Genomic DNA, 26,579 nt, shown 5'->3' with positions numbered 1-26,579 from the left:
TGTATTGTGGTAACGGGCACTGTGACGCTGCGGGGCCAGGTGCTTAGCCTGCTGTTTAGTGGGCCCAAAACAGCGGCGGCAAGATGATGATCAGTCATGGCCCCCCCTGCTGGACATTGGACTGCCACTCCAGCTGCCACGAGGGGCCCCCGGGCTGGCTTGCGAAATCACGGCAGATAAACACCCCGACCGCGGCCACCAGGCGCTCGCCATCAAACAACAGCGGCACCCGATCACGCTGCCAGGGCGGTACCCGGTATTCCTGCCACAGTTTTTTAAGGGGGCGGGAACCGGCTCGCCCGAGCGGATGGGCCCGTACTCCCTGGGTACCAAACGCAATGTGCAACTGCCCGGGATCCAGAGCCGGGCTCAGGCCCGGCTCTGCCGACCGATACTGCAGCCGTAACCGTCCCACTCCCAGCTCCAGCCAGGTATCCGCCGCCAGCCCGGCACATGGCCGGGGCACCGCTTCGCCGCACAGCACATAGAGCCGCTGCCGATAGCGGCGTATCTGCCGCTCGCCCAAAACCAGCAGGGGGGTAGCATCGTCCCGGGCCAGCGCCACCTCCTGCCAAACGGTATGCAACTGCAGGCGGCTACAATAGACCCCCTGGGCCTGCAGCCAATGGCGCAGGGCGTTATGCCGTCGAGCGGCAGACAATTCCTGCAGGCCCGCTATGGACAACGACTGATGGTCTCCCACCATCCCGGTCAGATCCTGCTCCGCCAGCTCGGCCGCCAACTCGGCCTGCTCGGCACAGAGCTCGGCGCTGCGGGCCACAGTGCGGTTGAAGGCCGGCCAGCGGGCCAGTATGGCGGGCAATACTTCGTTGCGCAGAAAGTTGCGATCGAAGCGGCTGTCGGTATTGCTCGGATCGGTAATCCAGCTCAACCCTTCCTGGTGGGCAAACTGCTCCAGTTGGAGTCGGGACAAATCCAGCAAGGGCCGCCACTGTCGTCCCGGACCAAGAGGCTTGATATCCGGCATGGCGGCCAGCCCCTCCATACCGGCCCCGCGTTTCAGCGCCAGCAACAGGGTTTCGGTCTGATCATCGAGATGATGGCCCGTCAGCAGCACATCCCCGGTCTGCATGACCCCGGCCAGTGCCTGATAGCGGGCGTCCCGGGCCGCCGCCTCCAGGCTTATCCTGGGACCCAAATTGACCTGCACCTGCAACGTCTGACACTTAATACCCAGTGACGCCGCTACTCGAACGCAATGGGCCGGCCAGCCGTCCGCCACCGCCTGCAGGCCATGGTGAATATGCACAGCCCGTACCGAGCGGCCTTGCTCCCGTGCCAGGCGGGCGGCCAGCGTCAGCAGTACGGTCGAGTCCAGGCCACCGCTAAAGGCCACCAGCAAGTCTCCATGAAGACCCGATTCGGCTAGCTGTCGACAAAAGTGGCGGTATAGATCCATGGTGGGATGTCAGCGATAAAAGATCATTGTAAGAAACAGGAGGGGAAACACAATAACTGAAGCGCCCACTGGCGCTTCAGTTCATCAGGTGTCTGTCTGCTTAACACCGACGGCGTTAGCAGTAACCGTACTTCATCAATCGCTGGTAACGCTGCTCCAGCAAGGCATCGGTATCCAGCAGGTCCAGCTCGGCCAGATCGGCCAGCAGCCGCTCTTTCAGCCGCTCGGCGACCAACGCCGGGTTGCTGTGCGCACCGCCCATCGGCTCTTCCACCAGATTGTCGATCAGGCCCAGCTCCTTGATACGGCCGGCGGTAATGCCCATCGCCTCGGCCGCCACCGGAGCCTTGTCGGCACTCTTCCACAGGATGGAGGCACAGCCCTCGGGAGAGATCACCGAATAGGTGGAGTACTGCAGCATGTTGACCCGGTCGCCCACACCGATGGCCAGGGCGCCACCAGAGCCGCCTTCACCGATCACGGTACAGACAATGGGGGTCTTGAGGCCGGCCATGACCTTGAGGTTGCGGGCGATGGCTTCAGACTGACCGCGTTCTTCGGCCCCCACCCCCGGATAGGCACCCGGGGTGTCGATAAAGGTCAGGATCGGCATTTTGAAGCGTTCGGCCATTTCCATCAGGCGCAGCGCCTTGCGGTAACCCTCGGGACGGGGCATACCGAAGTTGCGGCGGATCTTTTCCTTGGTTTCCCGGCCCTTCTGCTGGCCGATAACCATCACCGGACGCCCTTCGAAACGGGCCACGCCGCCGACGATGGCCTTGTCATCCGCGTAGGCGCGGTCGCCGGCCAGTTCGTCGAACTCGCCGAACATCAGCTCGATGTAATCCAGGGTATAGGGCCGGCGCGGATGGCGTGCCAGCTGGGAGATCTGCCAGGGACCCAGGTTACCGAATACCTTCTTGGTCAGTTCATCCCGCTTGAGTTCCAGGCGTTTGACCTCTTCGTCCAGGTCGATATCCAGGCCGTCCCCTTCACTTACATGTCTGAGCTCTTCAATCTGAGCCTGCAGCTCAGCGATGGGTTGTTCGAAATCCAGAAAATGGTGGCTCATAGGTCCCCTCTATTCAAAAATCAGCTCGACCTTATCGGCGCCAAGTAGCTGCTGTAATTGTTCCAGCATCTGGTCCGTCGGGGTTACCCGCCACTCGGTTCCCAGTGTTAACTGAGCCCGGGCCCCCGGTCTATGATAGGTCACTCGGACAGGACATACCCCGGCCCTCACAGGGGTGAGTATGTCCAGAAAACGTGAAAAAAAGCCCTCGTCTATCTGGGCTCGGCTAATACTCAGATGTACCCCTCGGGCATAACGCTCCCGGGCCTCATCGATGACCATAACTTCGCGCGCCGACATTTTAAGGCCACCGGAGAAGTCATCAAAGCTAATCTGGCCACTAATGACCAGAATTTTGTCTTTTTCCAGCAGGTGCTCATAGCGGGTCAGGGCCTCCGAGAACAGAGTCACGTCCAAGCGGCCGGATTTGTCGTCCAGGGTAAGGATACCCATGCGGTTGCCCCGCTTGGTGGTCATCACCCGAGCGGCAATCACCAGCCCCGCCGCCGTGGCTGTCTTGTCCCGGCCGGTGGCCTGCAGCTCGATCAAACGGCCGCTGGTATAGTGGCGCAGCTCACGGCTGTACTGGTTGATCGGGTGGCCGGTCAGGTAGAGACCCAGGGTATCCCGCTCGCCTTCCAGCCAGACCTTGTCCGGCCAGGCCGGCACATCAGCAAAGGCATGCTCGGTATGCGCTTCTTCAACCAGCACCCCGAACATATCGCCCTGGCCCAGGGCTTCGGCCCTGGCGTGCTGATCGGCCGCTTTCATGGCTTCTTCCAGGGTCGCCATCAACGAGGCACGATGGGGGCCGAGGCGGTCCATGGCACCGGACAGAATCAGCTTTTCCATCACCCTTTTGTTGAGCTTCTTGAGATCCACCCGGTTGCAGAAATCGAACAGATCCCGGAACGCCCCCCCCTGCTCGCGAGCGGCAAGAATCGACTCAATCGGCGCCTCACCGACGCCCTTGATGGCGCCAATGCCGTAGACGATATGGCCCTGCTCATTAACGGTAAAGCGGTAACGGCCCGAGTTCACATCCGGTGGCAGCAGGGTCAGGCCCATGCGCTGGCATTCGTCGACCAGGGTTACCACCTTGTCGGTGTTGTCCATATCTGCGGTCATCACCGCCGCCATAAATTCGGCCGGATAGTGGGTCTTCAGCCACAGGGTCTGGTAGGACACCAGGGCATAGGCGGCGGAGTGAGACTTGTTGAAGCCGTAACCGGCGAATTTCTCCACCAGGTCGAAGATCTTCATCGCCAGTTCGCCGTCGATGCCGTTGGCCACAGCGCCGGCCTCGAAGCCGGCCCGTTGCTTGGCCATCTCCTCGGGCTTTTTCTTGCCCATGGCCCGCCGCAGCAGATCGGCGCCGCCGAGGGAATAGCCCGCCAGCACCTGGGCTATCTGCATCACCTGCTCCTGATAGAGGATGATACCGTAGGTAGGCTCGAGAATGGGCTTGAGCGATTCATGCTGCCACTGGGCATCCGGGTAAGACACCGCCTCGCGCCCATGCTTGCGGTCGATAAAGTTGTCCACCATGCCCGATTGCAGCGGGCCGGGACGGAACAGCGCCACCAGGGCTATCATGTCCTCGAAACAGTCGGGCTGCAGCCGCTTGATCAAGTCCTTCATGCCGCGGGATTCGAGCTGGAATACCGCCGTGCTTTCGGCCCGTTTCAGCAGCTTGAAGGAGGCCGCGTCGTCGATGGGAATGGCGGCGATATCAACCGGCGGCTTGCCTTCTTTGGCCAGCCGCGGGTTTACCATGCCCAGGGCCCAGTCGATAATGGTCAGGGTGCGCAGGCCGAGGAAGTCGAACTTGACCAGGCCCGCATATTCCACGTCGTTCTTGTCGAACTGGGTCACCGGGTTGCGGCCGGCCTCGTCGCAATACAGGGGCGAGAAGTCAGTAATGCGGGTCGGCGCGATGACTACGCCGCCGGCATGCTTGCCGGCATTACGGGTCACCCCTTCCAGCTTGCGCGCCATGTCGATCAGCGCCCTGACCTCTTCGTCCTGATCGTAAATCTCCGGCAGCTTGGGCTCGACCTCGAAGGCCTTGGCCAGGGTCATGCCCGGATCCGGCGGGATCAGCTTGGAGATGCGGTCGACGAAACCGTAGGGATGGCCCAGCACCCGGCCCACATCACGCACCACCGCCTTGGCGGCCATGGTGCCGAAGGTGATGATCTGGGAGACCGCATCCCGGCCGTAGAGCTCGGCCACATGATCGATTACCTCATCACGCCGGTCCATGCAGAAGTCGATATCGAAGTCGGGCATCGACACCCGCTCCGGGTTGAGGAAGCGCTCGAACAGCAGATCGAATTCCAGCGGATCCAGGTCGGTGATCTTGAGCGCATAGGCCACCAGCGAGCCGGCGCCCGAGCCCCGTCCGGGGCCGACCGGTATGCCGTTATCCTTGGACCACTGGATAAATTCCATCACGATCAGGAAGTAGCCGGGAAAGCCCATCTGGTTGATCACCTTGAGCTCGATCGCCAGCCGCTCGTCGTACTCCCCGCGCTTGTCGGCACGCACCTGTGGATCCGGAAACAGGAACGCCAGCCGCTCTTCCAGCCCTGTCTCGGAGCATTTGACCAGGTAGTCCTCGATGCTCATGTCGCCGGTGGGAAAGTCCGGCAGGAAATACTCGCCCAGGCGCACGGTGACATTGCAACGCTTGGCGATTTCCACCGTGTTGGCCAGTGCCTCGGGGATGTCGGCGAACAGCTCAGCCATTTCCTCAGCACTTTTCAGGTATTGCTGGGCACTGTAACGACGGGGGCGGCGCTTGTCATCCAGGGTAAAGCCGTCGTGGATGGCGACCCGGATTTCATGGGCGTCGAAGTCGTCCTTGTCGAGGAATACCACCTCGTTGGTGGCCACCACCGGCAGGCCCGCCTCGGTCGCCAGCGCCACCGCCATATGCAGGTAACTTTCTTCATCCGGCCGCTCGGTACGCAGCAATTCCAGGTAGAAGCGATCGGGAAAATGCTGTTGATAGAAAGCCAGGCTCCGGGTCACCATCACCTGATTGCCCTTCAGCAGGCCGATGCCCACATCACCTTCCCGGCCGCCGGACAACACGATAATCCCTTCATTGTGTTCGGCCAGCCAGTCTTTGTCCACCACGGGTCTGTGATCCACATGACCGCGCTCATAGGCCCGGGAGATCAGCAGGGTAATATTCTGGTAGCCGGTGTTGTCCATGGCCAGCAGCAGCAGGCGAAACACCTGCCCGCCCGGCTCTTCCTGTACCCAGATATCGGTTCCGACTATGGGCTTGAGTCCCTTGCCGTGGGCATCACCGTAAAATCGCACCAGGCCGCAGAGGTTCATCTGGTCGGTCAGCGCCAACGCCGGGTAACCCAATTCCTTCACCCGCCCGGTGATCGGCCCTATCTTGGCCAGGCCGTCGATCATGGAAAAATCGGAGTGAATGCGCAGATGGATAAATTCAGGTGACATCGAAATCCGCCAATACCTGGGCAACCGGCTTGAAGCTGCGCCTGTGTTCGGGCAGGGCACCGTATTGCGCCAGGGCCGTCATATGCTCTTTGGTGGGATAGCCCTTGTGTCGGGCAAAACCGTATTCGGGATAACGCTGATCCAGCTCGACCATCTCCTGATCCCGTGCCACCTTGGCCAGGATGGAGGCGGCGCTGATCTCCGCTACCCGGCTGTCGCCCTTGACCAGGGCCCGGGCAGGCATGGGTAAAGCCGGACAACGATTACCGTCGATAAACACGAAGCCCGGCTGCAGCGAGAGCGACGCCACCGCCCGACTCATCGCCAGCAGGGTGGCCTGCAGTATATTGAGCTCATCGATCTCCGCCGGAGAACAGCGGCCGATGGCCCAGGCCAGGGCCCGCTCACGGATAAGCCCGGCCAGCTGTTCGCGTTTTTTTTCACTGAGTTTTTTCGAGTCATTAAGACCGGGGATGGGGTTATCGGGATCCAGGATCACCGCTGCGGTCACCACGTCGCCCACCAGCGGCCCACGGCCCACTTCATCCACCCCGGCCACCAGCAGTCCCTGAGGATAGTCGATGTCGGTCATGATAATCCGGCCAGCTCCAGTACGGCACGGGCCGCCTGTTCATCGGCGGTGCAGCGGATCTGCTTGTGCAGCTGGGTAAAGTGAGCGATCAATTCGCTGTTGTCATGTTCCAGCAGCTTGCCAATCTCGTCCACTATGTGCCCCGGTGTGCATTCATGCTGGACCAACTCGGCGACCAGGGTCTGATCCGCCAGCAGGTTGGGCAGGGAAATATAGGGGGTTTTTACCAGCCGTTCGGCCAGCCAGTAGCTGAAATCCCTGAGCTTGTAGCCCACCACCATGGGTTTTTTGGCCAGCATGGCTTCCAGGGTAGCGGTCCCGGAAGCCAGCAGCACCACATCGCTGGCGGCCATGGCTTCCCGCCCCTGGCCCTCGATCAGGGTCATCTCCAGAGTCGGCGCTACCTGGCTCTTGATCTTTAGAAACTCTTCCCGCCGCTTCTCGTTGATTAGCGGCACCACGAATTCCAGATCGGGGTGGCGCACCTTCAGCTGCTTGCAGGCTTCCAGATAGACAGGGCTCAGCAGGGTCACTTCCGCATGACGGCTGCCCGGCAGCAGGGCCAGATATTTGGCGTCCGGCTTCAATCCCAAGCGCAGGCGGGCACCCAGGGTATCGGGTACCAGGGGCACTTGATCTGCCAGGGTATGGCCGATAAAGCGGCAGGGGGTATCGAAACGATCGTAGAAGGCTTTTTCAAACGGCAGGAAGGCCAGCACCAGATCGGTGGCCGCCTTGATCTTGTGGATACGGCTTTGTCGCCAGGCCCAGACCGAGGGGCTGACATAATGGATGGTCCTGATGCCGGCCTTCTTCAGGCGGTGCTCCACCCCCAGGTTGAAGTCGGGCGCATCTATGCCCACAAACACATCCGGCGGGTTATCGATGAAATGGCGCACGATCTGCCGACGGATCTTAAGAATGCGGGGCAGGCGCCCCAGTACTTCCACCACCCCCATTACCGCCAGCTCGTCCATCTCGAACAGGGCGGTGCAGCCGGCGGCGACCATCTGCGGCCCGGCGATGCCTTCGATAATGGCATCCGGGTGATGGCTGCGAATCTCCCGGATCAGGCCGGCCCCCAGGGTATCGCCGGATACTTCCCCGGCGATCAGACCAATACGTAAAGGACGCGACTCAGGCACGAATGATCCCGCGTTCATTTTCCTTCAGGAATTCGATTAGGATACCCACTTCCGGCTGGCTCCTGTTCAGCTCTTCCAGCACCGGCAGCACCTCGGCGACGGTCTTGCCGCTGCGGAAAATTTCCTTATAGGACTGCTTGATGGCGGAAATGGCCTCCTTGCTGAAGCCCCGGCGGCGCAAGCCTTCGGAGTTGACGCCAAACGGCTTGGCGTACAGGCCCGCCGCCATCACATAGGGCGGCACATCCTTGTTGAGCGCGGCACAGCCGGCAATAAATGCATGGCTGCCGACCCGGCCGAACTGATGAATGGCCGCATGACCACCGAAAATCACATGGTCACCAATACGCACATGACCCGCCAGGGTTGCATTATTGGCGAAGATGCAGTTATCACCGATCCGACAGTCGTGGGCCACATGCACATTGACCATAAACAGGTTATGGCTGCCCACCCGGGTCAGGCTCTCGTCCTGAGAGGTTCCCCGGTGGAAAGTGCAGGATTCGCGGATCACGTTATGGTCGCCGATCTCAAGGCGGGTCAGCTCACCGGCGTATTTCTTGTCCTGGCATTCCTCACCGATAGAGGCAAACTGGAAGATACGGTTGCCACGCCCGATACGGGTCGGGCCCTTGATAACCACATGGGAACCAATCCAGCAATCGTCACCGATTTCAACATCGGCACCGATCAGAGTCCAGGGGCCAATTTCCACTCCCCGGCCAATCCTGGCACTGGGGTGGATGATGGCGGTTTCATGGATCACTGCACTTTGCTCAGTCACATTTAACCCTCGCGTTTGGCACACATCAGCTCGGCGGTACACACCACTTCGCCGTCAACCGTGGCCACACCGGTAAATTTAGCGATACCGCGACGTTCTTTCAAATACACCACGTCCAGCACCAGCTGATCTCCCGGCACCACCGGCCGCTTGAAACGGGCATTGTCGATAGACGCAAAATAGTAGAGTTCGTTGGGTTTGGGCTTGCCGACCATCTTAAACGCCAGAATGCCGGTGGCCTGTGCCATGGCTTCCAGGATCAAAACACCGGGAAACACCGGTTTCTGCGGAAAATGGCCGGTGAACATGGGCTCGTTGAAAGAAACATTCTTGATGCCTCTCAACGTCTTGCGCTCGGGGCTTATTTCGTAATGCGCAACCCTGTCTACCATCAGAAACGGATAGCGGTGCGGCAACAGCTCCAGGATTTCCTGGATATCTAACTGATTTAGTTCGTTATTCAAAATATAACCCTACTAATAGCTTAATCTTTTTTGTCTGATTGTTTTTCAAGACGGCTCAGGCGCTTGTGCATCTCATCGATACGCAGCACCCGCGCGGCCGTCTTGCGCCATTCTTTGTTGCTTTGCAAGGGGATCCCGGAGGAATACACGCCCGGTTCGGTAATCGGGCGCATCACCATGGCCATGCCGGTAATGGTAACCTGATCACAGATTTCCATATGACCATTAAACACGGAAGCACCGCCAATAATACAATATTTGCCGACTTTCAGACTACCTGCCATTATGGTGCCGCCGGCAACGGCCGTACCATAGCCAATCTCGACGTTATGGGCAATCTGGCACTGGTTGTCGATAATCACGTTATCATTGATACGGGTATCTTCCAGCGCCCCCCGATCGATGGTGGTGCAGGCGCCGATCTCGACCCGGTTGCCGATGAGCACGCCGCCGAGCTGAGGGATCTTGACCCACTCTCCCTTGTTATTGGCGTAGCCGAAACCGTCGGCGCCGATCACGGTACCCGACTGAACCAGGCAATCGCTGCCCAGCGTCACATTGTGATACAGGGTGACATTGGCCCACAGCCGGCTACGGGCGCCCAGCTTGCTGTTTTTGCCGACAAAACAGCCGGGACCTATGACCACGCCGTCCCCCAGTTCAACGCCCGATTCGATCACCGCATTGGCGCCGATGGCGACCCCTTCCCCCAACGTGACGTCCTCCGCCAAGACAGCGGTGGCATGGATATCCACCGCCGGCTGGGGGGTGGTATCCAGCCGCTGGGCCGCCAGGGCAAACCCTAGGTAGGGATCGGTCATCACCAGGGAGGCGGCCGGGCAAAAAGGCACATCGTCCGCCCGCACGATAACGGCGCTGGCCCGGGTACTGTCCAGCAGATGGCGGTATTTGGCATCGGACAAGAAGGCGATATCGCCCGGGCCGGCCTTGTCGAGGGTATTGACCCTGTGTATTTCCAGCTGGCCATCGCCATGCAGTTCCGCGCCCAGATGCCGGGCCAGCTCTTCCAGTGTTACTTTCATTGATTCGAACTCTCAGATTGCTGACGAAGGGAGGCCAGTCGGCCCCGCCTGACAGGCTTGGTCTACCGCCAACCTTACCTGCTCACCTTGCTGATAACCTGGCTGGTGATGTCCAGTGACGGTGATACATAGATGGCCGCGTTGCGCTCGAGCACCAGCTGATAGCCATCGGCCTTGGTGATCTCTTCGATGGCAGCCTTGATGCGGCCCAGCATTTTCTGCCGCTCCTCATGTTCCCGACGCATCTGATCCTCTTCCAGGGTGCGACGCTTCTGCACATAGGCAGCTTGCATTTCATTGAGTTTGCGCTGCGCCTGGGCCTTTTGCTCGTCGTTCATAAAGGCCATGTCTTTTTGCTGCTTCTCGATAAAACTGCGGCCATCCTCCTCCAGCTTCTGCACGTCCCTGACCCGCCCCTCAAACTCCTTCTTGAGCTGGTTCATAGTCGCCTCCCGCTGCGGCATCTTCTGGAACACGGCTGCCGTGTCCACCACCGCAATTTTCACGTCCTGGGCCTGCGCCAGGACGGCAGCCAGCATCAGGGTAATAACGCCAAAAATTTTAACCATCTGTTTCAAGCTACTACTCCTTTTAAAAAATAAGCTATAAGCGGGAAGCTCGAAGCTGAGCGCTGGAAGACAAACACTGAATAAGCAGACTCGGTGTTTTGTTTTTGACTTCCAGCTTACCGCTTAAGCTTCACGCTTTCTTTAAAACGTCCGGCCAATGTTAAAGTTAAAGATTTCGGTTTTATCCCCCTCCACTTCCTTGAGCGGAGAAGCCAGCGAGAACACCAGGGGACCCAGCGGTGACAGCCACTGCAGGCTGACACCGGCCGACGCCCGGAAATTGGTGGGGTCACCGAAGTCGTAGATCAACTCACAGTTGTTGCCGGGCTCACAGTCGGCAAAATCCGATGCCTGGTACTCGGTATCCCAGACGGTGCCCACATCCACGAACAGGCTGGTCCGCAGCGAATGCTGCAGATCCTCACCCGCGAAGGGGGTGGGCACAATCAGCTCGGCCGAGGCTGCAAGCAACGCATTACCGCCGATGGCGCTGTCGGAGCCGCGCAGGCGGCTTACGCCGGTGCCATCCAGCTTGACCGCCCGGGGACCGACCGAGTTGCTCTTGAAACCACGCAGGGTACTGAAGCCCCCCGCATAATAGTTCTCGAAAAACGGCAGGGTCTGGGAGCCATTGCTGGCATCGCCATAGCCATTACCATAGGAGGCGCGGAACTTGCCGTTCAACACCCAGTTATGCTCCCGGTCCAGGGGCAGGTAATGGGCATCGTCGAAGCTAGCCTTGTAATACTGCAGATCCGAGCCGGGCACCGTCACCTTGAGACCCAGGCTCTGGCGGTTGCCCGCGGTGGGGAACACGCCCCGGTTCAGGGTATTGCGGGTCCAGCCGCCGCTGATATCGAAGGTATCGAAGCTGATCTCGTCGTTGCTGCCTACATTTTCGCCGTGCAGCTCCCAGAATTTATCCAGCTGCACATAGCTGTCTTCCGGCCTGCCCAGCTCGTTGAGCTCATAACCGATGCTGCCGTTCAGGCTGTTGGTCTCGTTGATCGGAAAACCGCTCTGCAGCCGGGCACCGTAGCTCTGACTGTCGTAGGCGGCCAGGTTGGCGTCATCGGCTTCGAACTTCCGGTAATACAGGCGCCCGCCCAGGCTGACCCCGTCCACGGTAAAATAGGGATCCGTATACTCCAGAGACACATCCTTGGAATAGTCATTCATCTGGGAACTGATCCCGACCCGGTTCCCCGTACCCAGGAAGTTATCCTGCTGGATGCCGGCCTGGATGCTGAAGCCCGAATCGGTACCATAGCCGACACCGAAGTTGATCGAGCCAGCCGGCTGCTCCTTGACCGAAACATCCAAATCCACCAGATCGTCCTCACCGGGTATCCGGCGGGTTTCCACATCCACGTTTTCGAAATAGCCCAGCCGGTTGAGCCGGGTGCGCGACTGCTCCACCTGTTCGCTGGACAACCAGGTGCCTTCCATCTGGCGCATTTCTCGACGCAGCACCTGATCCTGGGTCAGCTGGTTACCGGTAAAGTTGATACGGCGTACATAGACCCGCTTGCCCGGATCAATATTCACCACCAGCGCCACCTGCTTGGTCGCTTCGTCGATCTGGGGGAAGGTACCCACCTTGGGATAGGCATAGCCGAAGCGGCCGAGGAACTTGGACAGCACTTCTTCGGTGTGGGCCACATCGGCGGCGGAATACAGATCCCCCTCGCGGATCGGCACCAGGGCTTCCAGCTGCTCGCGACGGTCGATCAGATCACCGCGTAGGCTGACACCGGAGATGGTATATTGTTCACCCTCATCCACATTGAGGGTGATATAGACCCCTTCCCGATCGGGCGACATGGACACCTGGGTAGAGGTCACCTCGAACTTGAGATAACCCCGATCCCGGTAGTAGGAGCGCAGGATCTCGATATCACCGGCCAGCTTCTGCTTCTGATAGCGCTGATCGGCCATAAAGTTCCACCAGGGCACATCATCGGACAGTTCGAGCTGAGACAACAACTGCTCCTCGCTGAACGCCTTGTTGCCCACTATGTTGATCTGCTTGATATCCGCCGCCGGGCCTTCGATAAAATCAAACTTGAGATCGATCCGGTTGCGGGGCAAGGGCGTCAGTACCGCATTGACCGACGCCGAATATTTTCCCACCCCGTAATAGAAGTCCTCGAGCCCCTTCTCCAGGGTACTCAAGGTGGTACGGTCCAGCGGCTCTCCTACCCGCACGCCGGCTCCTTCCAGGCTCTGGCGCAGCTGTTCTTCCTTGATTTCCTTATTGCCACTGAAGCTGATGCTGGCGATGGTGGGCCGCTCGGTCACCTGGACAACCAGCACATTGCCGTCGCGCAACACCTGGACATCCTCGAAGTTGCCCGAGGCATACAGGCTCTTGATGGCCTCGGACAAACGACCGCTGTCTACTTCCTCACCCACCCGTACCGGCAGGCTGAGCAAGGCCGCCCCCAGGGTGACCCGCTGCAAGCCATTGATCTGAATATCTTCAACCACAAAGGGGGTGGTAGAAACGCCCTGAGCCTGGGCCAACATACTGGCACCCAACAGGCAGGAGGCGGCAAGCATTTTTTTGACTGCCATATGTTTGACTTAATCCTTGTGTCGTTCGCCCTAGAGGCGAGCAAAATCGTTAAACAGCGCCAGTCCCATCAACATCATCAAGGCGACCGCACCAATTTTAAAGCCAATCTCCTGCACCTTGTCCGGTACCGGTCGACCGGTGACCGCCTCGACCAGATAAAACAACAGGTGGCCACCATCCAGTACCGGCAGCGGCAAGAGGTTGATAATCCCCAAATTCACACTGACCAACGCAAGAAAGCTGAGAAAATAGACCAGGCCAAAGTCGGCACTGGCACCGGCGCCCTTGGCAATCGAAATAGGACCGCTCAGGTTGTCCACCGAGACAATACCGGTCAGCAACTTGCCGATCATCTGGAAGGTCAGCACCGTCAGTGCCCAGGTGCGCTCCATCCCGACCCAGATAGCCTCGAATGGTCCATAACTCAGCTCGAAACGGTATTGCTCGGCCAGCGGCTCGATCTCGGGCGCCAGGCCGGCAAAGCCTATCACCTGCTCGCGGCTTTCACGACGCTCCGGAGTCAGTACCAGCGACAGCCTTTGACCCGAACGCGTCACAATGAGTTCCATCGGAATCTCGGGAGAAGCCTGCACCGCCGCGACAAAATCAGGCCAGCCGGCCAGGGTCTCACCGTTCACCGCCTGCACCGTATCCCCGGCCTGCAGTCCGGCCTCGGCAGCCGGGCCGTTCGACACCACCTCGGCGATGGTCAGTGTGGCTTTGGGGCTCTCGGGTATCAGCCCCAGGGCGGCGATCGGTGAACTCTGATCCGGATCGAACTGCCAGTCGGCCAGGGGGATGGTATGCGCTTCGGTCCAGGCTCCGCCCTGGGGACGCACCTCGAAACGGGTTTCGTCGTCGCCCAGGCGACCAATCAGGGCAAAATTGACATCTTCCCAGGTCCGCACGCTGCGCCCGTCGATTTCCACGATTTCCATGCCCGGGGCCAGGCCACCCACGGCGGCGGGCGAGCCCGGCTGAACCTCGTTCAGTACCGGCTTGACCGCCGGCACCCCGATCATGAACATCAGCCAGAAGGCAAATACCGCAAAGATGAAGTTGGCCATGGGACCGGCCACCACGATCGCCATCCTCGCCCACACCGACTTGTTGTTGAAGGCCTGGTCACGCAGCTGCTCGGGGACGTCTTCCACCCGTTCATCGAGCATCTTGACATAACCCCCCAGGGGGATCATGGCCACCACATACTCGGTGCCGTCACGCCCCATACGGCGCCAGATTGGCTTGCCGAAGCCAATGGAAAAACGCTCGACCTTGACCCCGTTGCGGCGAGCAACCCAGAAATGGCCGTATTCATGCACCGCCACCAGGATCCCCAGGGCAACGATAAAAGAGGCCAGATTCCACAATATGTCAATCATGAGCGTCTCCTGATAAGTTCTGTTGCACAAAGCCGGGCCCGGCTGTCCAGTGCCAGTATTTCATCCAGGCTGCCTACCTTGGTTAGACCCAGGTTTTCCACGACTGTCTCATTGATTGCCGCAATCGCCATATAATCCAGCTCACCGGCCAGGAAGGCCGCCACCGCCACCTCGTTGGACGCATTCAGCGCCGTGGTCGCCCCCTGCCCTTCGGCACAGGCGGAGATGGCCAGCCGCAGGCAAGGATAACGGGCCATATCCGGCGCCATAAAGGTCAGTTCACCCAGACGGCAAAAATCCAGCGGCGCCACTCCCGAGTCGATACGCTCAGGGTACGCCAGGGCGTGGGCGATGGGGGTCATCATATCCGGCTGGCCAAGCTGGGCCAATACGGAGCCGTCCGAGTACTGAACCATGGAGTGGATCACCGACTGGGGATGCACCACCACCTCAAGCTGATCCGGGGCGGCATTGAACAGCCAGCGTGCCTCTATGTATTCCAGCCCCTTGTTCATCATGGTGGCGGAGTCTACCGAAATTTTCGGCCCCATCGACCAGTTGGGATGCGCCACTGCCTGAGCCGGCGTTACCTGGTTCAGCTGCTCCACCGGAGTATAGCGGAAGGGTCCCCCGGAGCCGGTCAGCAGTATCTTGCTGACCCCGGCAGCCGACAGGCTGCCTTTACCGGGCGCTTGTTGCAGGGCCGTCGGCAGACACTGGAAAATGGCATTATGCTCGCTGTCGACCGGCAGCAGCTGCGCCCCCGATTGGGCCACCGCCTCGATAAACAACTCTCCGCTCATCACCAGCGCTTCCTTGTTGGCCAGCAATACCCGCTTGCCGGCCTGCACCGCCGCCAGGGTCGGCAGCAGGCCGGCCGCACCGACGATCGCCGCCATCACCGTATCCACCTGCGCATCGCGGGCCACCTCGGCCAGGGCCGCGGTACCGCTCAGCACCCGGGTCCGGCTGCCATGGGTGCGCAGCTCGGCGGCCAGTTGCCGCGCCGCCATGTCATCCACCAGCACCGCATACTCAGGGGAGAACTCCAGACAATCGGCCAGCATCCGGGGCACGCTGCGCGAGGCGGTCAGGGCGAATATCCGGAATCGTCCGGGATGACGGCGCACCACAGCCAGGGTACTTTGCCCGATGGAGCCGGTGGCGCCCAGTATGGTCAGATGTTCCATCAGCTTAGCAACCTCACGGTCACCACAAATACCGGCAAGGCGGCGGTCAGGCTGTCGATCCTGTCCATTATGCCCCCATGACCGGGCAATATCTGTCCCGAGTCCTTGAGGCCCGCTTCCCGCTTGAACATGCTCTCCACCAGATCACCCAGCACGGAAGCGAGCACCGCCGCCACCGAGGCAATCAGCAATACTGTTCCTTGCGGGCCGTCCAGCGTCAGAAACTGGATGACCGACCATGCCAGCAGGCTGGCAAAAGCGACGCCCCCCAACATGCCTTCAATGGTCTTGCCCGGACTGACCTTGGGGCACAACTTGTGCCGGCCCAGGGCCTTGCCGACAAAGTAGGCACCGGTATCGGCAAACCACACCAGCGACATTACAAACAGCAATAACCAGGCTCCGAAATAACTGCTTTCATCGTACTGATAGCTGCGCAGCGCCAGCACGGACCAGAAAAAAGGCACCAGGGTAAGAATCGCGAACAATGCCTTCAGCCAGCGTTGGCTCCGCCACAGCCCGGCGCTCCGCGGGTAGGCCAGCACCAACCCCAGCGACGCCAGCCACCAGCCGACCCCCGCGCACAGCAGGGTGCTGATCCAGGGATGCAGGCCCGGCGACCAGATATGCTCTATGGGTACGGCGGCCATCAGCCCAATCAGAATGAGTCCCAGGCTGACCATCACCACATTTGCTCTTTGAATATCGATAAACCTCCCCCACTCCCTGCCGGCCAACAGGAAAATCAGGGTGACAAACAGGGCAAAAAAGGGCAACGGCAACAGGAAAATAGCGCTCAGCACCAGGGGGATCAGGCACACGGCCGTTATGATACGAAGTTTTAGCAAGAGATATCCTCTTTCGTTATAGCCGGCTTAAGGCTGTTTTGCCACCAGGGCGCGGATCTGCGCACCGGTGCAGCCAAAGCGGCGTTCACGCCCGACAAAAGAGGCAATCGCCTCGCTGAAGGACTCTTCACCGAAATCGGGCCAGAGTACGGGGGTAAAATAGAACTCGGCGTAGGCCAGTTGCCACAGTAGGAAATTGCTGATGCGTTGTTCGCCGCCGGTACGGATCAATAAGTCCACCGGCGCCTGTTCGGCCAGGGTAAGGTGCTCTCCCAGCAGGCGTTCATCGATCTGCTCCGGCTGCAGTCCTCCCTCGGCTACCTGTACGGCCAGTTGGCGGCAGGCCTGGGAAATATCCCAACGCCCACCGTAGTTGGCGGCGATATTGAGCGTCAGCCCGCTGTTGTTGGCGGTCAGCTGCTCAGCATCGGCGATTTTGCCTTGTAAACTGCTACTGAAGGCGCTGCGGTCACCGATGATACGCAGCCGGATATTGTTGCGGTGCAGCTTGCGAACCTCGGAGCCCAGCACAGCGACAAACAGCCCCATCAAGGCGCTGACTTCGTCTTGCGGACGGCGCCAGTTTTCGCTGGAAAAGGCGAACAGGGTAAGGGCATCCAGCTTGAGTTTATAGGCGAAGGTCACGGCTTCACGTACCGCTTTAACCCCGGCCTTGTGGCCGGATACCCTGAATTTTCCGCGTTGTTCAGCCCAACGGCCGTTGCCGTCCATGATGATGGCGACATGGCGGGGAAGCTGGGATTGGCCGTCGAATGCTGCCGTTGTTGACATCGAATCACTCCTGCACAAAGACAAACGCCGTGCAGGCAGCTACACGGCGTCGGCTACTATACCTGATGTAAGTATCAGATTTCCATTAACTCTTTCTCTTTGGCGGCCAGGGCTTCATCCACCTGCTTGATATAGAGATCGGTCAGTTTCTGGATATCGTCCTGGGCGCGTCTGTCCTCGTCCTCGGAAATTTCCTTATCTTTCAACAGCGCTTTCAGATCGCCGTTGGCATCGCGACGGATATTGCGGATCGCCACCCGGCCCTGTTCGGCTTCGTTACGAACCACCTTGATCAGTTCCTTGCGACGCTCTTCGTTGAGCGGCGGCAGCGGAATGCGGAGGGTGGAGCCGGCACTGGAAGGATTCAGGCCCAGATCCGAGTTCATGATGGCCTTTTCCACGGCCTGGCTCATGGAGCGATCGAAGACGGTCACCGCCAGGGTACGGGAGTCTTCTGTGGTAATGTTGGCCACCTGCTTGAGCGGGGTCGAGGCGCCGTAATAATCCACATAGATGGTGTCCAGCAGGCTGGGATGGGCTCGGCCGGTACGGACCTTGTTCATCTGGGTCTTCAGCGCTTCCACGCTTTTTTCCATACGCACTTTGGCGTCGTTCTTAATGTCGTTAATCACTGTCTTTATCCTTTGCTATGACTTGAAGAGGCAGCGCCCGCGAATCATTTACGGCAGATAAGGGTACCTTCGGTTTCCCCCATCACGGCGCGTCGCAGCGCACCCGGCTTATTCATATTAAAGACCCGGATCGGCAGATTATGATCCCGCGCCAGGGTAAAGGCGGCCAAATCCATGACCTTCAGCTCGCGCTCCAGTACATCTTCATAATCGAGGTGGTGGTACAGCTGGGCATCCGGGTTTTTCATCGGGTCCTCACTGTATACGCCATCCACCTTGGTCGCCTTCAATACTACGTCGGCTTCAATTTCAATACCACGCAAACAGGCGGCAGAATCGGTGGTAAAGAAAGGATTGCCGGTACCGGCAGAAAAAATCACCACCCGGCCCTTGCGCAACAGGCTGATCGCTTCCGCCCAATTGTAGGCATCGCACATGCCTTCCAGGGTAATGGCAGACATCAGGCGGGCATTCACATAAGCACGATGCAGGGCATCACGCATAGCCAAGCCGTTCATCACGGTCGCCAACATACCCATGTGGTCGCCCACCACGCGGTTCATTCCCGCCTTGGCCAGGCCAGCGCCACGAAACAGGTTGCCGCCGCCGATCACCAGGCCAACTTGTACACCCAGCTCCGCCAGTTCCTTGATTTCCTGGGCCATGCGCTCCAGCACAGCGGGATCAATGCCAAAGCCTTCTTCCCCTTGCAGCGCTTCACCGCTCAGTTTAAGAAGAATGCGTCTGTATGCGGGTTTTGGATTGGTACTCATGCTTTCTATTCCTGGTCATAGAAAGACCGCGACGGGTGTCGCGGTCTGGATAGCATTAAAATAGCGGGAATTAACCCTTGGAAGCAGCGATTTGCGCCTGTACTTCGGCAGCGAAATCTTCTTCTTTGCGCTCGATGCCTTCACCCACTTCAAAGCGGACAAAACCGATGGCATCGGCACCGGCCTGCTTGAGGCGCTCGGCTACGGAAATGGACGGATCCTTGACGAAGGGCTGACCGGTCAGGGAGATTTCACCGGTGAACTTCTTCATCCGGCCTTCAACCATCTTCTCGGCGATTTCTTTCGGCTTGCCGGAGTTGATGGCGATGTCGACCTGAATTTCACGCTCTTTGGCCACAACTTCTTCAGACACGTCTTCGGGCTTGACGAACTGCGGGTTGGAGGCAGCAACGTGCATCGCCACGTCTTTGGCCACTTCTTCATCGCCACCTTTCAGGTTGGCGATAACACCGATACGGGTACCGTGCAGGTAAGTGGTCAGGTTGTCACCTTCCACCAGCACGATACGACGCAGGCTCATGTTCTCACCGATCTTGGCGATCAGGTTGGTCAGCGTGGTCTCAACGCTCTCGCCGTTTTCGTATTCGGCGGCTTTCAGCGCATCCAGGTCGGCAATCTTGTTGGCCAGGGCGATGTCGGCAATCTTGTCGCCGAAGGCACGGAAGCCCGCATCTTTGGCCACGAAGTCGGTTTCGCTGTTCAGCTCGATCATCACGGCGGTGTTGCCCGCCTGGCGCACCAGGATGATACCTTCGGCGGCGATACGGCCGGCTTTCTTGGCGGCCTTGGCCTGACCGGATTTGCGCATGTCTTCGATGGCCTGCTCGATGTCACCATTGGCTTCGGTCAGGGCTTTTTTACAATCCATCATGCCGGCGCCAGTGCGCTCACGCAGTTCTTTTACCAGGGCGGCGGTAATAGTTGCCATGTCTAATATCCTCGGTCTTGTTCTGTAAGAAAACAGGGGCGCAAGGCCCCTGTTAACCCATTACTTTCGTATGGTTAATAAAGGCTGAAGCCTAGGCTTCGACTTTATTACTCTTCAACGACGTAGTTGTCTTCGGCCTGTACAGCCAGATCTTGTGCACGAGCGGCAATCACGGCGTCGGCAGCGGCATTCAGGTACAGCTGTACCGCGCGGATGGCGTCATCGTTACCAGGAACAATGTAGTCGATACCGTCCGGGTTAGAGTTGGTGTCTACCACGGATACCACGGGAATGCCCAGGTTGTTGGCTTCCTTGATGGCGATGTGCTCGTGATCGGCGTCGATTACGAACAGAACGTCAGGCAGACCGCCCATGTCCTTGATACCGCCCAGGGACTTTTCCAGCTTTTCCATTTCGCGAGTACGCATCAGCGCCTCTTTCTTGGTCAGCTTGTCAAAAGTACCGTCTTGAGACTGGCTTTCCAGATCTTTCAGGCGGTTGATGGATTGACGCACGGTTTTCCAGTTGGTCAGCATGCCACCCAACCAGCGGTGGTTCACATAGTACTGATCACACTTGGTCGCGGATTCTTTAACGGCTTCAGAGGCTGCGCGCTTGGTACCAACAAACAGGATTTTACCTTTCTTGGCAGCAGTGCTACCCAGGAAGTTCAACGCATCGTTGAACATAGGTACTGTTTTTTCCAGGTTGATGATGTGAACCCGGTTGCTGGCGCCGAAAATGAAAGGCTTCATCTTGGGGTTCCAGTAACGAGTCTGGTGACCGAAGTGAACACCTGCTTTCAGCATGTCGCGCATAGATACTTGTGCCATGATTTCCTCTATAAATGAATTGGGTTAGGCCTCCACACATCCCATGACTCCGACCCAAAGGGCACCCTGGAGCATGTGCCGATGTGTGTGTGTGTTAAAAAAGTGAATATGAATATAATAACCCCCCGCACCTCAACAAGGCCAAGACCCGACAAGACACAAGGCGTGGTTACCACGGCGCGCTTTATACCATAAACAGCCAGGGCGCGCCAGCCTGAGCGAGGATTTGTGGCCGGCCGAACGCTGGAAGTCGTCTTCGCTTGCAGGTACACTTTGCCCCTTTCCACGGGCCGAGCCATCTCGCCCCCCCCGCCACCGCCGGTGCAGCAGAACCGGGCGTCAGCAGACTGAGACAAGTATGAGCATCACGATTAAAACGGCAGACGAAATAGAAAAAATGCGCGTCGCGGGCCGCCTGGCCGCCGATGTGCTGGAAATGATCGAACCCCATGTGAAGGCCGGCATCACCACAGACGAGCTGAACCAGATCTGCCATGACTATATCGTCAATGTTCAGCAGGCCGTTCCGGCACCGTTGAACTACCACGGTTTTCCCAAGTCGATCTGTACTTCAGTCAACCATGTGATCTGCCACGGCATACCGGCGGACAAGAAGCTGAAGGACGGCGACATCATCAACATCGACATTACCGTGATCAAGGACGGCTACCACGGCGATACCTCCAAGATGTTCACGGTCGGCAAGGCCAGCATCCTGGCCGAACGCTTGTGCCGGGTCACGCAGGAATGCATGGAGCTCGGTATCAAGATGGTGAAACACGGGGTACACCTGGGCGATATCGGCGCCGCCATCCAGAAACATGCGGAAAACCACCATTACTCAGTGGTACGGGAATACTGCGGTCACGGCATCGGCCGTGAATTCCATGAAGAACCCCAGGTGCTGCACTACGGCAAGCCGGGGACCGGCGAGGTACTGAAGGCCGGCATGTGCCTGACCATAGAGCCGATGATCAACGCCGGCAAGCGCCACAGCAAGATGCTGGGTGACGGCTGGACCGTGGTCACCAAGGATCGCAGCCTGTCCGCCCAGTACGAACACACCATACTGGTCACCGAAGAGGGTTGTGAAGTGCTGACCCTGCGCTCGGACGATAACCTGCCGCGCATTATCAAGGCCGGGGAATAAGCATAATAACGATAGGGGATCGGACTTCATCCAACCCCCTATCGCCGCTTCCCAATCCTTTAATAAAAAGGCCGCCTGGCCTAATGCCGGTCAGTTAACGGGATTGATTGGCTTTCAAGCCGACCTTTTGCGCCAGGGATGGCGCAGCAGAGCCCCCATGGATGGGTTTACGGCGTGTCGGTAGGAAGCCAATTGATCCCGTTTTACGCTTAACTGACAAGCATGAGAACGCCTGGGCTCTTTTGGCTTACATCTGCGCCACGATATCGTCGGCGAATTCGGAACAGCTGCGCAGGGTGGCACCGTCCATCAGCCGTTCGAAATCATAGGTGACCGTCTTGTTGGCAATGGCCCCTTCCATGCCCTTGATGATCAGATCGGCGGCCTCTACCCAGCCGAGGTGGCGCAACATCATCTCGGCCGACAGGATCAATGAACCCGGGTTGACCTTGTCCTGGCCGGCGTACTTGGGCGCGGTACCATGGGTCGCTTCAAACAGGGCCACACCGTCACCGATATTGGCGCCGGGCGCGATACCTATGCCGCCGACCTGGGCCGCCAGGGCATCGGAAATATAGTCACCGTTCAGGTTCATGCAGGCAATGACATCATATTCCGCCGGACGCAACAGTATCTGCTGCAGGAAGGCATCGGCAATCACGTCCTTGACGATGATCTCCCGCCCGGTATTGGGGTTTTTGAAGGAGCACCAGGGGCCGCCGTTGATAAGCTCGGCGCCGAATTCCTCTCGCGCCAGGGCATAGCCCCAGTCCTTGAAGGCTCCTTCGGTAAACTTCATGATGTTGCCCTTGTGCACCAGGGTCAGGGAGTCACGATCATTGTCGATGGCATACTGCAGAGCCGCCCGCACCAACCGCTCGGTGCCGGCCTTCGAAGTCGGTTTGATGCCGATGCCGCAATCGTCGGGGAAGCGGATTTTCTGTACCCCCATCTCATCACGCAGGAAAGAAATGACCTTCTCGGCCTCCGCCGAGCCGGCCTTCCATTCGATACCGGCATAGATGTCTTCACTGTTTTCCCGGAAAATCACCATGTCGGTCTGCTCGGGATGCTTCACCGGACTGGGCGTGCCCTGATAGTAGCGAACCGGACGCAGACACACGTAGAGATCCAGCTCCTGACGCAGGGCCACATTGAGCGAACGGATACCGCCGCCCACCGGCGTGGTCAGCGGCCCCTTGATGGCCACATGATAGTCGCGGATAAAATCCAGGGTCTCCTCCGGCAGCCAGGTGTTTTCACCATAGACATGGGTGGATTTCTCCCCCGTATAGATTTCCATCCAGCTGATCTTGCGCTTACCCTGGTAGGCTTTGGCCACGGCGGCATCGACCACGGTTTTCATCGCCGGGGTGACATCGATACCGATGCCGTCACCTTCGATAAAGGGAATAACAGGGTTGTCGGGAACAACCAGTTGACCATTGGCATCCAGGGTGATTTTTTGCCCTTCGGAAGGTACGACCACTTTTGAATCCATCAGCATCTCCTAGCTCCGTTTGTTTGGTGTCCCCGCTTTCAGGGATCTGCCTGAAAATCACGGGTACCGGCATCTTAATTTATTTAACACGGGAGTTACATTATCTTAATCAGGACTGATCACATTAAGACATTAGCTCACCGCCGCCGGCTTTGTTATCCTGACTGTCCCCTCGGACTGTCAGTTTGTTTATCATGAAAGCCAGAAGATCCCCCCCTCGCCCGACGCGGCGTACGCCGGCCAAACCACCGGTCGACAACCCGGTCACCCTGCTGCTGAACAAACCCTATATGGTGCTATGCCAGTTTACCGATGGCCAGGGCCGGCAGACCCTCGCGGATTTTGTGTCCGAAGCGGGCGTCTATGCCGCCGGTAGACTGGATCGCGACAGCGAAGGTCTGCTGGTACTGACCAACGACGGCACACTCAATGCCCGCTTGACCCAACCTGGCCGCAAGACCACCAAAACCTACTGGGCCCAGGTGGAGGGGCGCCCTTCCGAGGCGGACCTGGACAAGCTTCGCCGGGGTGTAACCCTGAATGACGGACCAACCCGGCCGGCCGAGGTGAGGCTGATGCCAACTCCGGACATCTGGCCGCGCCATCCGCCCATTCGCGAACGCCAATCCATCCCGACCAGTTGGCTGGAAATCAAAATCACCGAAGGCCGCAACCGCCAGGTGCGACGCATGACCGCCCATATCGGTTTCCCCACCCTGCGCCTGATCCGCTATGCCCTGGGGCCATGGACCCTGGAGGGCCTGCAGCCTGGCCAATGGAGGAAAGCATGAGTCTGACCCACGCCGTCACCCTGGCGGTAATAGTCCGTGCCGGCGAGCGTTTCCTGATGGTGGAAGAGTGGCAGCAGGGCCGGGTGATGTACAATCAGCCCGCCGGCCACCTGGAGCCGGGAGAAAGCCTGCTCGACGGTGCCTGCCGCGAGCTGCTGGAAGAAACCGGCCTGGCCCTGCCGCTGGAGCAGGCAGTGGCGATTTATCAGTATCAGGCCCCGGACAACGGCAAACACTTTGTACGCTTTACCTTCTGTGCCGAGGTGCCCGAGCCGCTGGCGACGCACCCACAGGATCCGGACGGTGACATTATCCGCTGCCACTGGCTGACCCTGGCGGAAATCGAGGCCCTGGGCGATCGACTGCGCAGCCCACTGGTCCTGGCCTCGTTCCGGGATTACCTGGCCGGACAGCGCTTCCCGCTCAGGGCCCTGAAAGTTCTAGAGCACCACAGGGGTTACCATGCAGGTACTCCCCATTCCCTCTCGAGCACAGATCTGATTGACTGCCGGCAAGGCGGAGACTGTCGGCCAAAGGGTACGAGCCCTCCGGCGCACCGTGAATTCATATAACGGCTCCGCCGCGCCACAGCATGTGATGAAGCGGTTGGTGAAGGTGCCGCCGTTGCCTCTCCATCTGCGCTGACAGCTCGGCTTTACACCCTGCTGGGGGCACACCCACCGCCGTATTCCCTCGCTCCGGCGGCCTCCCCGGTCGATGAAATTCGCCGCCGCGCGGCTGTCGGTTCAATAAATTGCCCCCATGGGCTTCCAGCCTCCCGCTCGCGGCATTTGTCTGGTAAAATACCGCCCGTTTTGCAATCAGGTAACGGCAGGTATGAGCGATAACAGTCATCTTAAAGTCATAGTCGGCATGTCCGGCGGTGTGGATTCCTCGGTTTCGGCCTGGTTGCTGCAACAGCAGGGCTATCAGGTCGAAGGCCTGTTTATGAAGAACTGGGAAGAAGACGACAACGACGAATACTGCTCCGCCGCCGAGGATCTGCATGACGCCCAGGCGGTGTGCGACAAGCTGGGCATAGAGTTGCATACCATCAACTTTGCCGCCGAATACTGGGACAATGTCTTTGAGCACTTCCTTGCCGAATACCAGGCCGGGCGAACCCCCAATCCGGACATACTGTGCAACAAGGAAATCAAGTTCAAGGCCTTCCTCGAGTTTGCGGCCGAGGACCTGGGCGCGGACTACATCGCCACCGGCCATTATGTGCGCCGTAGCTTCGATGAGCAGCCGAAACTGCTGCGGGGCCTGGACGGCAACAAGGACCAGAGCTACTTTCTCTATACCCTGAGCGCGCAGCAGATAGCCAGGAGCCTGTTCCCGGTCGGCGAGCTGGAGAAACCCGAGGTACGTCGTATCGCCGAACAGCTGGAGCTGGTTACCGCCAAGAAAAAAGACTCCACCGGGATCTGCTTTATCGGTGAGCGCAAGTTTCGCGATTTCCTCGCCCGCTACCTCCCCGCCCAGCCCGGCACCATCGAAGATGTTGACGGCGCCAAAGTCGGCGAGCATCAGGGACTCATGTATCATACCCTGGGACAACGCAAGGGGCTGGGCATCGGCGGCCTGAAAAATGCCACCGACGAACCCTGGTATGTGGTTGATAAAGACCTGCAGCGCAATGTGCTGGTGGTGGCCCAGGGCGATCATCCCCGCCTCTACTCAGACGGCCTGATCGCCCGTCAGCTGCATTGGGTCAACCGCCAGCCGATCACCCAGCCGTTCCGCTGCACGATCAAGACCCGTTATCGCCAGACCGATCTCCCCTGCCAGGTCTTCCCCCTCGACGACGATACCATCAAGGTCATCTTCGACAGCCCACAGGCTGCGGTGACCCCGGGCCAGTCGGCGGTGTTCTATGACGGCGAGATCTGCCTGGGTGGTGGCGTTATCGAATCCAGATTCAGTCAGGAGCAAGTGTGAGCAATAACCTAGAAAATCAGACCCTGGCCTTCGCCGGCATGTGCCAGGCCGCTGCCCTGGTGCAGCAGGTGGCCCGCCAGGGAGCGATAGAAGATAAAGACACCTTAAACTGTACCCTCAACAGCATTCTTGCCACCGATGCCGAGCAGACGATAGACATCTACGGCAGCCACGACAATCTCCGCCTGGGCTACCAGACACTGATCGATCAACTGAACAGCGACAGCAGCAAAAAGAATGCCGAGCTGACCCGTTATCTGGTCGGCCTGGTGGCGCTGGAACGCAAGCTGGCCAAGCGCCGGGATCTGCTGGCCATGCTGGGTGAGCGCATCCAGCAAGTCAAACGCCAGCTGCACCATTTCGAACTGCTCGACGAACAAGTGCTGGCCAACCTGGCCGGCATCTACAGCGACATCGTCAGTCCCATAGGTCCGCGCATCCAGGTGGCCGGCAACCCGACCTACCTGCAACAGTCGCTGGTACAACACCAGATCCGAGCCCTGCTGCTGGCCGGAATTCGTGCCGCCGTACTGTGGCGCCAACTGGGTGGCCGACGCCGCCACATACTGTTTTCCCGCAAGAAGCTGGTGGCGCAAGCCCAAAGCGCCTTGCGATATTAATGACCGTTGTTATTTGTTACCCCCCAA

General features: G+C 59.1%; 23 protein-coding genes and 1 pseudogene. 5 read left to right on the top strand and 19 right to left on the bottom strand.

Translation table 11 applies throughout. The features are described from left to right. Nucleotides 1-94: 94 nt before the first annotated feature. From tilS to rpsB, 18 genes are all read right to left on the bottom strand, one after another. A complete protein-coding gene (gene tilS, locus DCS96_RS00835; protein WP_232818152.1) occupies nucleotides 95-1,357 on the bottom strand; it encodes a tRNA lysidine(34) synthetase TilS in 1,263 nt (420 codons plus the stop codon). 178 nt (nucleotides 1,358-1,535) lie between these two features. Then, entirely contained in the window at nucleotides 1,536-2,492 is a 957-nt protein-coding gene (gene accA, locus DCS96_RS00830) for an acetyl-CoA carboxylase carboxyl transferase subunit alpha (RefSeq protein ID WP_116472492.1), read from the bottom strand. Between the two features lie 9 nt (nucleotides 2,493-2,501). Continuing rightward, a complete protein-coding gene (gene dnaE, locus DCS96_RS00825; protein WP_116472491.1) occupies nucleotides 2,502-5,972 on the bottom strand; it encodes a DNA polymerase III subunit alpha in 3,471 nt (1,156 codons plus the stop codon). Then, nucleotides 5,962-6,564: a ribonuclease HII gene (gene rnhB / locus DCS96_RS00820; RefSeq protein WP_198649892.1), complete on the bottom strand. Its 603-nt coding sequence runs from the start codon at nucleotides 6,562-6,564 to the stop codon at nucleotides 5,962-5,964. Before rnhB ends, dnaE begins: the two co-directional genes overlap by 11 nt. Then, a complete protein-coding gene (gene lpxB, locus DCS96_RS00815; protein WP_408645983.1) occupies nucleotides 6,561-7,727 on the bottom strand; it encodes a lipid-A-disaccharide synthase in 1,167 nt (388 codons plus the stop codon). The genes rnhB and lpxB overlap by 4 nt, the downstream gene beginning before the upstream one ends. Then, on the bottom strand, nucleotides 7,702-8,493 hold the full coding sequence (gene lpxA, locus DCS96_RS00810; RefSeq protein ID WP_116472488.1) for an acyl-ACP--UDP-N-acetylglucosamine O-acyltransferase: 792 nt from the start codon (nucleotides 8,491-8,493) through the stop codon (nucleotides 7,702-7,704). The genes lpxB and lpxA overlap by 26 nt, the downstream gene beginning before the upstream one ends. Nucleotides 8,494-8,495: 2 nt before the next feature. Beyond that, nucleotides 8,496-8,957 carry a 3-hydroxyacyl-ACP dehydratase FabZ gene (gene fabZ / locus DCS96_RS00805; RefSeq protein ID WP_116472487.1) on the bottom strand — a complete coding sequence of 154 codons (462 nt, stop codon included), beginning with the start codon at nucleotides 8,955-8,957 and terminating at the stop codon, nucleotides 8,496-8,498. A 20-nt stretch (nucleotides 8,958-8,977) separates the two neighbouring features. Further along, the gene (gene lpxD, locus DCS96_RS00800; protein ID WP_116472486.1) at nucleotides 8,978-10,000 is read right to left on the bottom strand and encodes a UDP-3-O-(3-hydroxymyristoyl)glucosamine N-acyltransferase; all 1,023 of its coding nucleotides are present in this window, start codon (nucleotides 9,998-10,000) and stop codon (nucleotides 8,978-8,980) included. Between the two features lie 74 nt (nucleotides 10,001-10,074). Further along, complete coding sequence (locus tag DCS96_RS00795; RefSeq protein ID WP_116472485.1) at nucleotides 10,075-10,578, bottom strand: OmpH family outer membrane protein; 504 nt, start codon at nucleotides 10,576-10,578, stop codon at nucleotides 10,075-10,077. A gap of 132 nt (nucleotides 10,579-10,710) precedes the next feature. Then, nucleotides 10,711-13,146, bottom strand: a complete 2,436-nt coding sequence (bamA, locus tag DCS96_RS00790; protein WP_116472484.1) for an outer membrane protein assembly factor BamA — start codon at nucleotides 13,144-13,146, stop codon at nucleotides 10,711-10,713. Between the two features lie 30 nt (nucleotides 13,147-13,176). Then, a complete protein-coding gene (gene rseP, locus DCS96_RS00785) occupies nucleotides 13,177-14,529 on the bottom strand; it encodes a sigma E protease regulator RseP (protein WP_116472483.1) in 1,353 nt (450 codons plus the stop codon). After that, the gene (ispC, locus tag DCS96_RS00780; RefSeq protein ID WP_116472482.1) at nucleotides 14,526-15,719 is read right to left on the bottom strand and encodes a 1-deoxy-D-xylulose-5-phosphate reductoisomerase; all 1,194 of its coding nucleotides are present in this window, start codon (nucleotides 15,717-15,719) and stop codon (nucleotides 14,526-14,528) included. The genes rseP and ispC overlap by 4 nt, the downstream gene beginning before the upstream one ends. Next, nucleotides 15,719-16,567, bottom strand: a complete 849-nt coding sequence (locus DCS96_RS00775) for a phosphatidate cytidylyltransferase (protein WP_116472481.1) — start codon at nucleotides 16,565-16,567, stop codon at nucleotides 15,719-15,721. Before DCS96_RS00775 ends, ispC begins: the two co-directional genes overlap by 1 nt. A gap of 27 nt (nucleotides 16,568-16,594) precedes the next feature. After that, nucleotides 16,595-17,359: a polyprenyl diphosphate synthase gene (gene uppS, locus DCS96_RS00770; RefSeq protein WP_116472480.1), complete on the bottom strand. Its 765-nt coding sequence runs from the start codon at nucleotides 17,357-17,359 to the stop codon at nucleotides 16,595-16,597. 74 nt (nucleotides 17,360-17,433) lie between these two features. Continuing rightward, nucleotides 17,434-17,991: a ribosome recycling factor gene (frr, locus tag DCS96_RS00765; protein WP_116472479.1), complete on the bottom strand. Its 558-nt coding sequence runs from the start codon at nucleotides 17,989-17,991 to the stop codon at nucleotides 17,434-17,436. A gap of 44 nt (nucleotides 17,992-18,035) precedes the next feature. Then, on the bottom strand, nucleotides 18,036-18,764 hold the full coding sequence (gene pyrH / locus DCS96_RS00760) for a UMP kinase (protein WP_116472478.1): 729 nt from the start codon (nucleotides 18,762-18,764) through the stop codon (nucleotides 18,036-18,038). 70 nt (nucleotides 18,765-18,834) lie between these two features. Further along, nucleotides 18,835-19,713, bottom strand: coding sequence for a translation elongation factor Ts (gene tsf, locus DCS96_RS00755; protein ID WP_116472477.1), 879 nt, complete (start codon nucleotides 19,711-19,713; stop codon nucleotides 18,835-18,837). A gap of 107 nt (nucleotides 19,714-19,820) precedes the next feature. Beyond that, nucleotides 19,821-20,546 carry a 30S ribosomal protein S2 gene (gene rpsB / locus DCS96_RS00750; protein WP_116472476.1) on the bottom strand — a complete coding sequence of 242 codons (726 nt, stop codon included), beginning with the start codon at nucleotides 20,544-20,546 and terminating at the stop codon, nucleotides 19,821-19,823. Between the two features lie 358 nt (nucleotides 20,547-20,904). Between rpsB and map the strand changes: the two genes are divergently transcribed. After that, complete coding sequence (map, locus tag DCS96_RS00745) at nucleotides 20,905-21,696, top strand: type I methionyl aminopeptidase (RefSeq protein WP_116472475.1); 792 nt, start codon at nucleotides 20,905-20,907, stop codon at nucleotides 21,694-21,696. A 247-nt stretch (nucleotides 21,697-21,943) separates the two neighbouring features. Here map and icd read toward each other — a convergent pair whose 3' ends face one another. After that, nucleotides 21,944-23,197, bottom strand: a complete 1,254-nt coding sequence (gene icd / locus DCS96_RS00740; protein WP_116474474.1) for an NADP-dependent isocitrate dehydrogenase — start codon at nucleotides 23,195-23,197, stop codon at nucleotides 21,944-21,946. Nucleotides 23,198-23,391: 194 nt separating this feature from the next. Between icd and DCS96_RS00735 the strand changes: the two are divergent. The 4 genes and pseudogenes from DCS96_RS00735 to hflD all read left to right on the top strand — a co-directional run. Next, nucleotides 23,392-23,979: pseudogene (locus DCS96_RS00735) on the top strand (pseudouridine synthase); the annotation flags it as partial. A 5-nt stretch (nucleotides 23,980-23,984) separates the two neighbouring features. After that, on the top strand, nucleotides 23,985-24,560 hold the full coding sequence (locus DCS96_RS00730) for an NUDIX hydrolase (protein WP_198649891.1): 576 nt from the start codon (nucleotides 23,985-23,987) through the stop codon (nucleotides 24,558-24,560). Between the two features lie 190 nt (nucleotides 24,561-24,750). Next, nucleotides 24,751-25,932 carry a tRNA 2-thiouridine(34) synthase MnmA gene (mnmA, locus tag DCS96_RS00725; RefSeq protein WP_116472474.1) on the top strand — a complete coding sequence of 394 codons (1,182 nt, stop codon included), beginning with the start codon at nucleotides 24,751-24,753 and terminating at the stop codon, nucleotides 25,930-25,932. After that, nucleotides 25,929-26,552 carry a high frequency lysogenization protein HflD gene (gene hflD, locus DCS96_RS00720; RefSeq protein ID WP_116472473.1) on the top strand — a complete coding sequence of 208 codons (624 nt, stop codon included), beginning with the start codon at nucleotides 25,929-25,931 and terminating at the stop codon, nucleotides 26,550-26,552. Before mnmA ends, hflD begins: the two co-directional genes overlap by 4 nt. Nucleotides 26,553-26,579: the final 27 nt, after the last annotated feature.

Source organism: Zobellella maritima, from assembly GCF_003075035.1.
In the GTDB taxonomy this organism is placed as follows: domain Bacteria; phylum Pseudomonadota; class Gammaproteobacteria; order Enterobacterales; family Aeromonadaceae; genus Oceanimonas; species Oceanimonas maritima.
The sequence above is the reverse complement of the archived record's forward strand: the minus strand, read 5'-3'. Positions and strand labels throughout refer to the sequence as shown.

Coding starts and splice junctions, on each gene's coding strand:
- accA (WP_116472492.1), bottom strand. CDS start 2,492: ATGAGCCACCATTTTCTGGATTTCGAACAACCCATCGCTGAGCTGCAG.
- dnaE (WP_116472491.1), bottom strand. CDS start 5,972: ATGTCACCTGAATTTATCCATCTGCGCATTCACTCCGATTTTTCCATG.
- rnhB (WP_198649892.1), bottom strand. CDS start 6,564: ATGACCGACATCGACTATCCTCAGGGACTGCTGGTGGCCGGGGTGGAT.
- lpxB (WP_408645983.1), bottom strand. CDS start 7,727: ATGAACGCGGGATCATTCGTGCCTGAGTCGCGTCCTTTACGTATTGGT.
- lpxD (WP_116472486.1), bottom strand. CDS start 10,000: ATGAAAGTAACACTGGAAGAGCTGGCCCGGCATCTGGGCGCGGAACTG.
- bamA (WP_116472484.1), bottom strand. CDS start 13,146: ATGGCAGTCAAAAAAATGCTTGCCGCCTCCTGCCTGTTGGGTGCCAGT.
- rseP (WP_116472483.1), bottom strand. CDS start 14,529: ATGATTGACATATTGTGGAATCTGGCCTCTTTTATCGTTGCCCTGGGG.
- ispC (WP_116472482.1), bottom strand. CDS start 15,719: ATGGAACATCTGACCATACTGGGCGCCACCGGCTCCATCGGGCAAAGT.
- uppS (WP_116472480.1), bottom strand. CDS start 17,359: ATGTCAACAACGGCAGCATTCGACGGCCAATCCCAGCTTCCCCGCCAT.
- pyrH (WP_116472478.1), bottom strand. CDS start 18,764: ATGAGTACCAATCCAAAACCCGCATACAGACGCATTCTTCTTAAACTG.
- tsf (WP_116472477.1), bottom strand. CDS start 19,713: ATGGCAACTATTACCGCCGCCCTGGTAAAAGAACTGCGTGAGCGCACT.
- rpsB (WP_116472476.1), bottom strand. CDS start 20,546: ATGGCACAAGTATCTATGCGCGACATGCTGAAAGCAGGTGTTCACTTC.
- map (WP_116472475.1), top strand. CDS start 20,905: ATGAGCATCACGATTAAAACGGCAGACGAAATAGAAAAAATGCGCGTC.
- icd (WP_116474474.1), bottom strand. CDS start 23,197: ATGGATTCAAAAGTGGTCGTACCTTCCGAAGGGCAAAAAATCACCCTG.
- DCS96_RS00730 (WP_198649891.1), top strand. CDS start 23,985: ATGAGTCTGACCCACGCCGTCACCCTGGCGGTAATAGTCCGTGCCGGC.
- mnmA (WP_116472474.1), top strand. CDS start 24,751: ATGGGCTTCCAGCCTCCCGCTCGCGGCATTTGTCTGGTAAAATACCGC.